Origin of the sequence: Streptomyces sp. NPDC056580 (assembly GCF_042793175.1) — a bacterium.
Taxonomy (GTDB): domain Bacteria; phylum Actinomycetota; class Actinomycetes; order Streptomycetales; family Streptomycetaceae; genus Streptomyces.
On sequence record NZ_JBHTVE010000011.1, the window covers coordinates 289560 to 302457 of the forward strand.

The following is a 12898-nucleotide window of genomic DNA, read 5'->3' on the forward strand; positions in this document are numbered from 1 at the left end:
GCGGCTGCGGAGGAGACCCGAGGCTGACCACCGCACCATCTTTTGCGATTAGCCAATCTTTGCTGGGTAATGACGGCGTATCAGCATGAATACACCATCCGCGCGGATTAGGCTCCCGCGTGATGAACCGCCTCCGTGTCACCCCCGGCCCGGTCCTCGCCCTCACCGCCGTCTGGCTCGTCACCCGCGCCCTGATGTCGTGGCTGCTCACGCACGACAGTTCGCCCCTGCTGGGCGGGGGCGCGGTGCCGCGTGAGGTGTGGCGCCTGTACTTCCACTGGTACGGCGTGCTGGCGCACGGCGCCTTCCCGACCCACGACAGCACCTGGCAGTACCCGCCGGGCGCGGGCGTGGTGCTGCTGGCGCCGGGCCTGCTGCCGTGGCTGACGTACTTCCAGTGGTTTGTGACGCTGGTGCTGGCCGCGGACGCGCTGATCGCGGTGGCCCTGGTACGGGCGGCCAGGCGGCCCGGCGGGAGCCTGCTCGGCGCGGCCGTGTGGATCTGCGGTCTGCCGCTGCTGCTGCACCTCCCGCTCGCCCGCTACGACGTGCAGGTGACCGCGCTCGCCGTGGCGGCCCTGCTGTCGTCGGGGCGCTCCCAGCGCGCGGGCGGTGTCCTCGCGGCACTGGGCGCGCTGGTGAAGGTGTGGCCCGCGCTGGTGCTGCTGGGCACGCCCCGGGGTGACGCGACCCGCAGGGCGTGGGGCTGGGCGGCGGCCGGCGGAGGGCTGGGACTCGCCCTGCTCGCCGCCTCGTTCAGCCATCCGCTGGCGTTCCTGCGGGAGCAGGGCGGCCGGGGCGTGCAGATCGAGTCGCTCGGCGGCACCGCGCTCAACCTGGCGCGCCGGGCCGGCTGGCCCGGCCGGGCCCGCTACCAGTACGGGGCCATCGAGCTGGTCGGACCGCATGTGCACACCGTGGCCACGCTCAGCCTCGGGCTCACCGCGGCCGCGCTGGGGCTGCTGGTGCTGTGGCGGCTGCGGGCACGGCACTGGAGCCCGGCCACGCCGTACGACGCCGCGCTCGCCGCGGTGCTGCTGTTCACCGTCACCAGCCGGGTCATCAGCCCGCAGTACCTGATCTGGCTGCTGGGCCTGGCCGCCGTGTGCCTGGCCTCCCGGCACACCAGCCAGCGCCCGGTGGCCGTACTGCTCCTCGCGGCGAGCGCGCTCAGCTCGGTGGCCTATCCGATGCTCTACCGCGAGGTGGTGGCCGGCACCTGGACCGGCTGCCTGCTGATGCTGGCCCGCAACACGCTGCTGGCGGCGGCCGCGGTGCTGTCCTTCGTCCGGCTGTGGCGCGCTCCCCGGCCGCCTGCCGGGGAGCCCGCGCCCGCGACGCGGCCCCGCCCGGATGCCGGCCGCCTCCCGGATCGGGCACTAACCGGCCCGTAACGGGGTAATACAGACTTCCCGAGTTCCCGGCCCGTGGACGCCATGAGTACAGACCCGCAAGCCCCCGACGAGCAGCCGGCACCCCAGGTCGGTGTCGTCGTGATCGGCTACAACGACGCCGGCCACGTCGCCGGCGCCGTGCGCTCCGCGCTCGCCCAGGGGCCGGCCGTCGGCGAGGTGGTCGCCGTCGACGACTGCTCGACCGACGGCAGCGGCGAGCTGCTGGACCAGCTGGCCGCCGGGGAGCCCCGGCTGCGGGTGGTGCGCCGGGACGTGAACAGCGGCGGCTGCGGCAGTCCGCGCAACACCGGGATCGACGCGGTGACGATGCCGTACGTGATGTTCCTCGACAGCGACGACGTGCTGCCGCCCGGCGCGGTGGACGCGCTGCTGCGGGGCGCCGCCGGAGCGGGCGCCGAGGTAGCGGGCGGACTGTGCGTGCGCCGCGAGCTGCCCTCGGGTCGCGAACAGCCGTGGCAGGCGCCGCTCTACTCGGCGCCCGCCGTACTCGCGCGCCCCTCCCAGCGCCCCCGGCTCGTCCACGACACCCTGTGCGTCAACAAGCTCTACCGGACCGGGTTCCTGCGCGAGCACGGCATCCGCTTCCCCGAGGGCCGCTTCCTCTACGAGGACTTCGTCTTCACCGCGCGCGTGCTGGCCGCCGCGCCGCGCGTGGCGCTGGTGCCGGAGCGCGTGTACGTGTGGCACGTGCGCCGGTCGGCCGAGCGGTTGTCGCTCTCCCTGGACCGGGAGGACATCGCCAACTGGCGGGCGCGCACTCGGGCGTGCGCGCTGGCGTACGACATCCTGCTGGGCGCCGGGCAGAAGGCGCTGGCGCGGGCCGCGCGCGCCAAGTTCCTCGACCACGAGCTGCGTATGTACCTCCGCGAACTGGGCCTGCGCGACGCGCACTACCGGCGCGCGTGGTGGGCGCACACCCGCGAGTACCTCGCGCGCTACGACGCCGCGGACTGGGAGCTGAACCCGGCGGCCCCGGGACGGCTGCTGGGCCGGGTCGTCCTGGCGTCGCCCGAGCCGCGCGACCTGTCCCGCCTGCGGGAACTCGCCGCCCGTCCGGCGCGGCTGCTCCCGCCCTACGCCCGCGCTCCCGACGGCACGCCCGTCTGGGCGCCCGACCTGACCCAGGTCACCCTCGCGCCGCTGCTCGCCCGGCCCACCGCCCTCCTCCCGCTCGCCGTGGACGCGGAACTGCGGCCGCGCGCGCGTGGCACCCGGCTGCGTCTGCGCCTGCACGAGCTGTACGGACGGACGGCCGGGGCCGGTCCGCGGCAGGTGGACGTGGAGTGGCGGTCCCGGCGGGACGGGCGCCCGGCCCGGCGCGCCACCGCGGCCTTCGCGCCCGCGGGTCCGGAGCGCTGGACGGCCGAGGTGCCCGTCGACCCGGGCGGGCTGGGCGCGGGCATCTGGGACCTGCGCCTGACCCTGCGGTTCGCTGACGGCGCGGCCCGTGAGGCCACCGCGCACGCCCTCGCGGGCGACGGCCTGCTGCGCCGCCGTGCCGTCCCCGACGCCCGGCACGGCCTGGTGCTGGTCCAGCCGTACGCGACCCACTCCGGAGCCCTGGCCCTGCGTGTGGCGACCGGAGTACAAGGAGTCGTGGCGGTGGCCCGCGGCCGACTGCGCCGCCTGTTCCACCGACCGCACGGGACCACGAGCCGCCGGCCGTCACCGGCCGGCCACTGACGAGGGGACGGCCGAGATGACCTGGCTGATCACCGGCGGCGCCGGTTACATCGGGGCGCACGTCGTCCGCGCGATGGCCGAGGCGGGTGAGCGGACGGTGGTCTACGACGATCTGTCCACCGGTGTCGCCGAGCGGGTGCCGGCCGAGGTGCCCCTGGTGCGGGGCTCGACCCTGGACGCCGGTACGGTCTCCCGTACGCTCGCCGGGCACGGCGTCACCGGCGTCGTCCACCTCGCGGCGAAGAAGCAGGTGGGCGAGTCGGTGGAGCACCCGCTGCGGTACTACCGGGAGAACGTGGAGGGCCTGCGCGTCCTGCTGGAGGCGGCGGTGGCGGCCGGGGTGGCGGCCTTCGTCTTCTCGTCGTCCGCCGCGGTGTACGGCATGCCGGACGTGGACCTGGTCACGGAGGAGACCCCCTGCCTCCCGCTCTCCCCCTACGGCGAGACCAAGCTCGCCGGTGAGTGGCTGGTCCGCGCCACGAGCCGGGCCACGGGGCTCGCGACGGCGTCCCTGCGCTACTTCAACGTGGCGGGCGCGGCCGTCCCCGCGCTGGCCGACACGAGCGTCTCCAACCTCGTCCCCATGGTCTTCGAGAAGCTCACCGAGGGCGCGTCCCCGTGGATCTTCGGCGACGACTACCCGACCCCCGACGGCACCTGCGTCCGCGACTACATCCACGTGGTCGACCTGGCCGAGGCGCATGTGACGGTCGCCCGCGCCCTGCGCTCCGACCCGGGCCGCACGCTGACCCTCAACATCGGGCGCGGGGAGGGCGTGTCGGTCCGCGAGATGATCGACCGCGTCAACGCGGTCACCGGCTACGACCGCCCCCCGTCCGTCACGGCCCGCCGCCCGGGCGACCCGGCCCGGGTGGTGGGCTCCGCCGACCGCATCGCCACCGAGCTGGGCTGGCGGGCCAAGTACGACGTCCAGGACATGATCGTCTCGGCCTGGGAGGGCTGGACGCACCTGCATCCGCAGGCGGCGCGCTCCTAGGCCCGGCCCGCCCCGCCGCCGTCCGGGCCGCGCAGGCCCGGACGGGCACCTGGCGGACCGCCGGCTCACAGCGCCGTGAGCGCCGCCGCGGTGGCGCGGGCCAGGTCGTCCAGGTAGTCCTTCGGCAGCTTGGGAGACCTGATCACCACCGAGCGCCAGTAGAGCGGGCCGGAGATCAGGTCGAGCGCGAGGTCGGTGTCCAGGCCGGACCGCACCTCTCCGCGCCGCTCGGCCGCGGCCACGATCCGGCTGGCCACCGAGTCCTGGCCGTCCCGCACCGCCTTCTGCAGCGCCTCGGCGATCTCGGGGCTGCGGGCCGCCTCCGCCTGCAGGTCGGGGATGATCTGCGAGGCGACGGGGTGGCGCAGGGCGCGGGACGTGACGCCGTAGAGCAGGCGGAGGTCGCCCTCCAGCGAGCCGGTGTCCGGGACCGGGAGCCCCAGCACGGCCATCGCCGAGACCACGTCGAGGACCAGGTGCAGCTTGGAGCGCCACCGGCGGTACACCGCCGTCTTGCCCACGCCCGCCCGCCGCGCGATCCCCTCGATGGACATCCTGGCGTACCCGACGGCCGCCAGTTCCTCGAAGACGGCCGCCCGGATGGCCTCGGTCACGTCCTCCCGGAGCACCGCGGCTCCCGCGGGGGCCCGGCGGCGCGGACGCTTCGGGGTCTCGTGGGCGTTCGTCGTCATACGGACCAGCATAGGGCGTGACGACGAAACGGTTGCGTTCCGACGTGCGATGGTTCTACTCTCACGTTGCGACGATACGGTCCCGTCCCGACGTAAGAGAACGTGAAGAGAAGCGTAAGGAAACGCCGGACGACGGACGGGGACCGCACAGGCCCGGCGACCGCCGGACGCACCCCCCTCCCCCGAGCGAAAGCAGCGGATGTGAGTCAGGTCCTCCACACACCGCCCCCGACCCGTATCCCGGCCGAGGACGACCTCGCGGCGCTGGCCGCACGGCACGGCCTGTCGGTCAGCGGCGCCCGCCCCTCCCTGCCGGCGTACGTCCGCCAGCTCTGGGCGCGCCGGCACTTCATCACCGCCTTCGCCACCGCCAAGCTCACCGCCCAGTACAGCGAGGCGAAGCTCGGCCAGGTCTGGCAGGTCATGACCCCGCTGCTGAACGCGGCGGTCTACTACTTCATCTTCGGCGTGCTGCTCGGCACCAAGCACAACGTCCCCGACTACGTGCCGTTCCTGGTCACGGGCGTGTTCATCTGGACGTTCACGCAGAGCTCGATCATGTCGGGCACCCGGGCCATCGCCGGCAACCTCGGCCTGGTGCGCGCGCTGCACTTCCCGCGCGCCGCGCTGCCGATCTCCTTCGCGCTGCAGCAGCTCCAGCAGCTCCTGTTCTCGATGGCCGCGCTGGTCGTCATCCTGCTCTGCTTCGGCGTCCCGGTCTCCGCGTCCTGGGTGCTGGCGGTCCCCGCCCTGGTGCTGCAGTTCACGTTCAACGCCGGGGTGTCGATGGCGGTGGCGCGCATGGGCGCGAAGACCCCGGACATCGCCCAGCTGATGCCCTTCGTGCTGCGGACCTGGATGTACGTGTCCGGCGTGATGTGGAGCATCGACAAGATCGACGCGAGCGACCACCTGCCGCACGTCGTCAAGGTGCTGCTGGAGCTGAACCCGGCCGCCGTCTACATCGACCTGATGCGGTTCGCGCTGATCGACAGCTTCCACACCCTGCCCCCGCACGTGTGGGCGGTCGCGACGGGCTGGGCCCTGCTCGCCGGGGTCGGCGGCTTCATCTACTTCTGGAAGGCTGAGGAGACGTACGGCCGTGGCTGAGCAGACCGGGACCACCACCGAGAACATCCCCACCGTCGTCGCCGACCGGGTCGACATCGTCTACCGGGTCAACGGCACCGGCGCCGGGCGCGGCACCGCCACCGCCGCCCTCAACCGCATCCTGCGGCGCAAGCAGGCCGAGAAGGCGGCGGGCGTGCGCAAGGTGCACGCGGTCAAGCAGGTGTCGTTCGTCGCCTACAAGGGCGAGGCCATCGGCCTCATCGGCACCAACGGCTCGGGCAAGTCGACGCTGCTGAAGGCCGTCGCCGGCCTGCTGCCCGTGGAGAACGGGCACATCTACACCGACGGCCAGCCCTCGCTCCTCGGCGTCAACGCGGCGCTGATGAACGACCTCACCGGCGAACGCAACGTCCACCTCGGCGGACTGGCCATGGGCATGTCCCGGGAGGAGGTCAAGGAGCGCTACGAGGAGATCGTCGACTTCTCCGGGATCAACGAGAAGGGCGACTTCATCACCCTTCCGATGCGGACGTACTCCTCCGGCATGGCGGCCCGGCTGCGCTTCTCCATCGCCGCCGCCAAGGACCACGACGTGCTGCTGATCGACGAGGCCCTGGCGACCGGCGACCGCTCCTTCCAGAAGCGCTCCGAGGCCCGCATCCGCGAGCTGCGCAAGCACGCCGGCACGGTCTTCCTGGTCAGCCACAACAACAAGTCGATCCGGGACACCTGCGAGCGGGTGCTGTGGCTGGAGCAAGGCGAGCTGCGCATGGACGGGCCCACCGAGGACGTCCTCAAGGAGTACGAGGCCTTCACCGGCGACAAGAGCGACAAGCCGGCCCGGAAGCCGGCGAGGAAGGCGGCGCCCAAGGCGGCAGCGGCCACCGTGTAGCGACGGAAACCCCTGCGTCCCAGGCTCGTTTCACCGGTGGGGCCCGCATCCCGCGGCCCCCTCACCCCGGGCGCGGTTATCCTTTTCATACGGATAGTGACAGTATGTTATGAAAGGTGCCCCGAGAGACGACGAGCCCAAGGAGCCTCCGCGATGCCCCACCTCAGCGTCATCGTCCACGGGCCGAACACCCAGGGGCACCTGACCGAGCTGCTGGCCGCACTGGAGACCCGCCCGCTGCCGGACATCGAGGTGATCGTCGCCGCGGTCGGCGACTGGGCACGGGAGACGGCCGAGGAGCACGCCCCGGAGACGATCGTGGTGCCGCTGCCCGCGGGCACCGGCGAGGCGGCGGCCCGGGCGGCGGGCGCCGCCCGGGCGTCCGGCCGCTGGCTGCACTTCGTGCACGCCAAGGACGGGCTGCCGGCCGGCGCGTCCCGGATGGTCGCCGAGCGCGCCGCCGAGCTGGACGACACGGTCGACGTGCTCCTCTTCGACCACGTCACCACCACCTGGAAGACCTCGGCGGCCCCCTCCTCCGGCGGCCGCCACCTCGCCGCCGCCGGCCGCGCCGATCTGCCGCTGGACGAGGCGGCCGACCTGCTGCGCCTCGCCCCGCTGCTCGGCACCCGCGCCCTGCGCGCCGAGTTCTGGCGGGCGCACGAGGAGGCGCTCACCACCGACGACGAGCCGTACGCCGCCTACGCGGCCCTGCTGCACGCCGGCCGCGTCGCCTGCCTGAACCAGGTCGCCTACGACGACCGCCGGCTGCGGCCCGAGAGCCTGCCGCCGCTCGCCCCCGAGGACCGGTACGCGCTGATCGACCGCTACGAGTCGCTGCTCCCGCTCACCAGGGAGCGCAGTGCGGTCCGCGCGGTGCTGTACGACCTGATGGTCCGCGACCTGCTGCGCACCTTCGCCCGGGAGGACCTGCCCGACCCGGTGGCCCGGGAGTTCTTCCGCCGGGCCTCACTGGCCGCGGTCCGCTGGCGCCCCGAGAACCACCACCGGCCGGCCGGCCTCGAAGGCGTCCGGCACACGCTGCTCGAGGACGGCGCGTACACCCGCTACCGCGCCTTCCAGGCCGCCAACCGCACCCGGCGCACGGCCCGCAAGGCGGTACGGGAGCGCAAGCGCCAACTGGGCACGCGCCTGCGCGACCAGCAGTACCGCAGGGCGCTGAGCCGCCCGGTCGACCCCGAACTGGCCGTCTTCGCCGCCTACTGGGAACGCGGGGTCGCCTGCAACCCGGCCGCGATCGCCGCCCGGCTCGCCGAACTCGCCCCCGACATCCGCCGGGTGTGGGTGGTGAGCAAGGAGAACGCGGCCCTGCTGCCGCCCGGCACCGACCACGTGATCCCCGGCACCCGCCGCTACTGGGAGACGCTGGCCACCGCCAAGTTCCTGACGAACAACGTCAACTTCCCCAACGCGGTGGTCAAGCGACCCGAGGCGATCCACCTCCAGACCCACCACGGCACCCCGCTCAAGCGCATGGGCCTGGACCAGCGGGACCACCCGGCCGCCGCCAAGGGCCTGGACTTCGCCGCCCTGCTGGCCCGCGTCGACAAGTGGGACTACAGCGTCAGCGCCAACAGCCACTCCACCCGGATGTGGGAGCGCGCGTACCCGGCCCGCTACACGTCCCTGGACCACGGCTATCCGCGCAACGACGTCTTCTACTCGAGCGGGGCCGAGGAGGTCCGCGCCGCCCGCGCGCGGCTGGGCATCGCCCCCGGCACGAAGGCCGTCCTCTACGCCCCCACCCACCGCGACTACGAGGCCGGCTTCACCCCCCGGCTCGACCTCGCCGCTCTGGCCGACCGGCTCGGCGGCGACACGGTCCTGCTGGTGCGCGCCCACTACTTCTACGGCGGCGCCGCCTCCCCGCTCACCGGACTGCGCCGCTCCGGCCGGATCATCGACGTCTCCTCCTACGACCCGGTCGAGGAGCTGTGCCTGGCCGCCGACGCACTGGTCACGGACTACTCGTCGATCATGTTCGACTACGCCAACCTGGACCGGCCGATCGTGATCCACGCCGACGACTGGGAGACGTACCGCACCACCCGGGGCGTCTACTTCGACCTGATGGCCGAACACCCGGGCCAGGTCGCGCGCACCCAGGAGGAGCTGACCGAGATCTTCACCTCCGGCGCCTGGCGCGACGAGGGCGCGGCGAAGGCGCGGGCGGCGTTCCGGCGCCGGTTCTGCGAGTACGACGACGGCCGCGCCGCCGAACGGGTCGTACGGCGGGTCTTCCTCGGCGAACCCGAGGAGGCGCTGCCCCCGGTGCTCCCGCTGGAGCGACGCACGCCCGCCCCGACCCCCGAGGAGGCCACCGCATGACGCTCCCCGACGTCACGGTCACCGTCATCGTCTTCAACGACGCCGCCCGCCTCCCCCGGGCGGTCGCCTCGCTGCGCGCCCAGACCCACGCCGACATCGAGATCGTCATCAGCGACGACCACTCCACCGACGACACGCCCGCCGTGGCGCGGGAGCTGGCAGCGCGGGACCACCGCATCCGCTACCTGCGCCTGCCGGAGAACAGCGGCGGCTGCAGCGCGCCGCGCAACCGGGCCATCGAGGTCGCCCGGGCGCCGTACCTGATGTTCCTGGACAGCGACGACGAACTCCCGCCCCGCGCCGTGGAGTCGCTGCTCGCCGCGCACCGCGAGCGCGAGGTGGACTTCGTCATGGGCGCGGTGCGGCGGGTGCGCGTGGACAACGGGCGCCGCTCCGTATGGATGCCGCACCTGGTCTCCGAACGCCGCACGCTGGACGGCATCGAGGACGACCCGCGGCTGCTGTTCGAGCACCTGTCGACGAGCAAGATGTACTCGCGGGCGTTCCTTGACCGCCACGGGCTGCGTTTCCCGGAGGGCATCCACTACGAGGACCAGTTGTTCTCGGCGCAGGCCTACTGCCTGGCGAAGGCTTTCACGATCATCCCGGACCCGGTCTACGTCTGGTACATCGAGCCGTTCGCCGCACAGTCGGCGGCGTCCATCTCCAACCAGCGGCACAAGATCTCCAACGTCCGCGACCGGGTGCACGTCCAGCGCCTGATCGACGACTTCCTGGTCGAGAGCGGGCACGGGGTGCTCCGGGAGGACAAGGACTACAAGTTCCTCAAGCACGACTTCCGGATGTACGCGGGCGACCTGCCGTACCGCGACGACGCGTGGCTCGAGGAGTTCGCGCAGATCATGAACCCCTACCTGGACACCCTGGCGGACGGCGCGTTCGTCCGCCTGCCCCGCCCGGAACGGGTGGTGCTCCAGCTCCTGCGCGACGGACGCCTGTCCGACGTCCGGCCGGCGGCGCGCGGCCTCGGCCACAACGTGGCCCCGCGGCACGTCACCGCCGACGCCTCCGGCGCCGTCTTCTGGGGCGACGCGCCGCCCTCGACCGACCTGGCCCGCCGGGAACTGGACGTCCGTGACCTGGAGCTGGACACCCGGCCGTTCACCAGCGCCCAGTTCCGCCACGAGATCACCGAGCTGGCCCCGGGCCCGGGCGCCTCCCTGGACCTCACCATCCGCACGTTCGACCCCGGGCTGCGCCTCCCGGTCGGGCCGCAGCGCGCGAGCCTGCTGCTGAGCCCGGGCCGGCGCCGGCTGACGGTCCCGTTCCGGCTGGATCCGGTGCGGCCGGGCGTCTTCGAGGGCCGGGTCCGGCTGGACCTGGCGGCGGCGCCGCTGCCCGTCCAGGGCTTCGACGGCGTACGCCACCCGCTGCTCCGCCTGTCCCAGCAGGGCCTGGCCAACTCGGGCCTGCTCCTGGCCCCGCTGGACTTCCCCCCGGTGCGGGCCCGCGTGAGCCGGCGCTCCGGCCTCACCAGCCACGAAATCACCGTCGAACCCGAGGGCCGCAACCCCGGCCGCCTCCAGATCCGCTGGCGCCCCCTCACTCTGACAGCCCACGTGATCCGACCCATGACCCGAAAACTCGCCCACCCCAAACTCCGCAACGCAGCCCGCCTGGCCTCCAGCATCCTGAAGTAGACACCCCCGACACCACCCACGCAGCCTCGGGCACGCGTGCCGCCGGGGCGGCACGGCGGGCACACCGGCACCCCGCCAGCGGGGGCAAGCGAAACACCGGCACCCGCGCCGACGCAGCTGCGGGCACGCGTGCCGCCAGGGGCGGCACGGGTGGGCGCAGCGGCACCCCGCCAGCGGCCAGGGGCAGCGCCCGCCCGGCCCGCGCGGCGCCGGGCGACGCGGCGCACCCGCACCCACGCAGCTCCGGGCACGCGTGCCGCCAAGGGCGACACGGGCGGGCACACCGGCACCCGCGCCCACGCAGCTGCGGGCATGCGTGCCGCCAGGGGCGGCACGGGTGGGCGCAGCGGCACCCCGCCAGCGCGGGCAAGTGAAACACCCCCGGCCGGCCTACGCACCGGGCACCCTCACAACACCGGTCACCGGCACCCCAGAACACCGGTCACCGCACCCCCCGCTCCAACACCCCTCACCGCACCGCGTACAGCACCTGCCCCCCAGGCCCCGCAGCCACCCTCCGCAACCACGGCTCCGCATCCCCCCGCCCCCCGACCACCCACCGCACCCCGTACTCCCGCAGCACTCCCCGCCGCCCCGAGGCCCCAGCCCCGGCCTCAGAGCCGGCCCCCGCCGAGAAGTACCGCCGCACCGCATCCGCCCGCTCCCCCGCGGACGGCAGGAACACGTCCGGGTACCCAGGGGCCACCGTGTACGCCCCGTACGCCGGGATCTGCCGCGAGGCCGTCGTCCGGGCCATGACCACGTCCCCGTATCCCACCCACGGCGTGATCCAGTGGTACCCGGCCCACGGCGCCCGGTACTTCGCCGCGACCACGCCCGGCAGCGCGTCCCGCCCCGTCACGTATCCCAGCGTCCCCACCTGCGTCCACGCACCCACCAGCAGCGCGGCGCCCAGCGCACAGGCCCACCCGGCCCGCACCGCCCGCCTCCCCGCCGACACGGCCTCCAGCGCGGCCGCGAGCTGGGCCGGGATCAGCGCGGCGGGCAGCGCACGGCCCCACGAGTAGTGCCCGCTCAGCCCGCCCGCCGCGAACACCAGCGCGCCGAGCACGAAGAACAGCACCAGGGGATCCCGGCGGTCCCGCCGCCACCGCGCCGCGAGAGCCGCCACCCCGAGCAGGACGAGCCCGAACCGCGCGGCGAGGTGCCCGTACAGCGACCGGTGGATCGCCTCGAGACCGGCGCCCGCGGAGAACAGGGCGAAGAAGTCGTAGTACGGCCACACCCACAGCAGCACCAGCCCGCAGGCGGCGGCCGCACCCAGCCGCGTCGCCCGGGACCGGTCCGGCCGCGCGGCGATCACCGTGGCCAGCGCGCCGAGGCTCGCCACGACCCCGGTGAACTGGTGGCACAGCAGGATCAGCGCCCACAGCGCGCCCAGCCCGAGCCACCCGCCCCAGCCGGCCCCGGTGCGCAGCGCCCGGGTGAGCCACGCCCAGAAGTGGAACGACAGCCCGAGCGCGAGCACGCTGGGGTACGACACCGTCAGCGCCAGCGAGTTCAGACCCAGGAAGCCGCTCCAGTTGAACAGCAGCGGCCCCCACAGGAGGACCAGGCTCAGGAACGCCAGGGCGGGCGCCGCGCGATGGCCGCTGAGGGTGCGGACGTAGCGCCACACACCGGTGGCCAGCAGCCCCAGCCCGACGACCGCGCCGACCCGCAGCACGTCGAACACCGGCAGTCCGGTCACCCGGGCCAGACAGCCCAGCAGCAGCATCCAGGGCGAGTAGTACGGACTCGGCGTGTCGGCGTCGACCAGCGGGTTGCCCGGGTGCAGCGGGCTGTGCCGCAGCCGTTGCACGGTCGCCGCGTGCATGCCGAGATCGCCCGCCCAGGGAAGACGGACGATCACCAGGAGCAGCAGGACCAGCACGAGCGCCGCGGCGGCCAGGGGCAGCGCCCGCCCGGCCCGCGCGGCGCCGGGCGACGCGGCACGCAACATGCGCGACCGCTGCCGGGCGGTCCTCGGTGAGGTCGCTGTCACAGCGCGACCCTACCGGAAACGCCCCGATCGATCCGAAACGGGGCATTCGCCCCGGATTGGAGAAGCGAAGCGCCCCGGGCCTGGACCGGCCCGGGGCGTCCTCACAGCCGTACGGCTTCGGCCGCCGGCGCGG

At 73.9% G+C, this 12898-nt stretch carries 9 protein-coding genes; 7 read left to right on the top strand and 2 right to left on the bottom strand.

Annotation, left to right across the window (positions count from 1 at the left end; translation table 11 throughout):
* The first annotated feature begins 122 nt into the window (after positions 1–122).
* Genes ACFQ9Z_RS25655 through galE form a run of 3 tightly spaced genes read left to right on the top strand, consistent with a single transcriptional unit; the run spans position 123 to position 4095 of the window.
* On the top strand, positions 123–1394 hold the full coding sequence (locus ACFQ9Z_RS25655) for a glycosyltransferase 87 family protein (RefSeq protein ID WP_383023002.1): 1272 nt from the start codon (positions 123–125) through the stop codon (positions 1392–1394).
* Between the two features lie 42 nt (positions 1395–1436).
* Entirely contained in the window at positions 1437–3098 is a 1662-nt protein-coding gene (locus tag ACFQ9Z_RS25660) for a glycosyltransferase (RefSeq protein WP_383023004.1), read from the top strand.
* A 16-nt stretch (positions 3099–3114) separates the two neighbouring features.
* Positions 3115–4095: a UDP-glucose 4-epimerase GalE gene (galE, locus tag ACFQ9Z_RS25665; RefSeq protein WP_383023007.1), complete on the top strand. Its 981-nt coding sequence runs from the start codon at positions 3115–3117 to the stop codon at positions 4093–4095.
* Positions 4096–4160: 65 nt separating this feature from the next.
* On the opposite strand, the gene ACFQ9Z_RS25670 is transcribed toward galE, so the two are convergent.
* Positions 4161–4787: a TetR/AcrR family transcriptional regulator gene (locus ACFQ9Z_RS25670; RefSeq protein WP_383023010.1), complete on the bottom strand. Its 627-nt coding sequence runs from the start codon at positions 4785–4787 to the stop codon at positions 4161–4163.
* Between the two features lie 201 nt (positions 4788–4988).
* On the opposite strand from ACFQ9Z_RS25670, the gene ACFQ9Z_RS25675 reads away from it, so the two are divergent.
* From ACFQ9Z_RS25675 to ACFQ9Z_RS25690, 4 genes are all read left to right on the top strand, one after another.
* Entirely contained in the window at positions 4989–5897 is a 909-nt protein-coding gene (locus ACFQ9Z_RS25675; RefSeq protein WP_383023012.1) for an ABC transporter permease, read from the top strand.
* Positions 5890–6750: an ABC transporter ATP-binding protein gene (locus tag ACFQ9Z_RS25680; RefSeq protein WP_383023014.1), complete on the top strand. Its 861-nt coding sequence runs from the start codon at positions 5890–5892 to the stop codon at positions 6748–6750. Before ACFQ9Z_RS25675 ends, ACFQ9Z_RS25680 begins: the two co-directional genes overlap by 8 nt.
* Before the next feature lie 153 nt (positions 6751–6903).
* Positions 6904–9099 (top strand): CDP-glycerol glycerophosphotransferase family protein, encoded by a 2196-nt coding sequence (locus ACFQ9Z_RS25685; RefSeq protein WP_383023017.1) that lies wholly within the window; start codon positions 6904–6906, stop codon positions 9097–9099.
* On the top strand, positions 9096–10760 hold the full coding sequence (locus tag ACFQ9Z_RS25690; protein WP_383023019.1) for a glycosyltransferase family 2 protein: 1665 nt from the start codon (positions 9096–9098) through the stop codon (positions 10758–10760). Before ACFQ9Z_RS25685 ends, ACFQ9Z_RS25690 begins: the two co-directional genes overlap by 4 nt.
* 469 nt (positions 10761–11229) lie before the next feature.
* Here ACFQ9Z_RS25690 and ACFQ9Z_RS25695 read toward each other — a convergent pair whose 3' ends face one another.
* A complete protein-coding gene (locus tag ACFQ9Z_RS25695; RefSeq protein WP_383023091.1) occupies positions 11230–12723 on the bottom strand; it encodes a hypothetical protein in 1494 nt (497 codons plus the stop codon).
* Positions 12724–12898 lie beyond the last annotated feature (175 nt).

Bases quoted from the DNA above. Each gene is read 5' to 3' on its own strand.
- ACFQ9Z_RS25670 (WP_383023010.1), bottom strand. From the start codon at position 4,787: ATGACGACGAACGCCCACGAGACCCCGAAGCGTCCGCGCCGCCGGGCC.
- ACFQ9Z_RS25695 (WP_383023091.1), bottom strand. From the start codon at position 12,723: ATGTTGCGTGCCGCGTCGCCCGGCGCCGCGCGGGCCGGGCGGGCGCTG.
- ACFQ9Z_RS25690 (WP_383023019.1), top strand. From the start codon at position 9,096: ATGACGCTCCCCGACGTCACGGTCACCGTCATCGTCTTCAACGACGCC.
- galE (WP_383023007.1), top strand. From the start codon at position 3,115: ATGACCTGGCTGATCACCGGCGGCGCCGGTTACATCGGGGCGCACGTC.
- ACFQ9Z_RS25660 (WP_383023004.1), top strand. From the start codon at position 1,437: ATGAGTACAGACCCGCAAGCCCCCGACGAGCAGCCGGCACCCCAGGTC.
- ACFQ9Z_RS25685 (WP_383023017.1), top strand. From the start codon at position 6,904: ATGCCCCACCTCAGCGTCATCGTCCACGGGCCGAACACCCAGGGGCAC.
- ACFQ9Z_RS25655 (WP_383023002.1), top strand. From the start codon at position 123: ATGAACCGCCTCCGTGTCACCCCCGGCCCGGTCCTCGCCCTCACCGCC.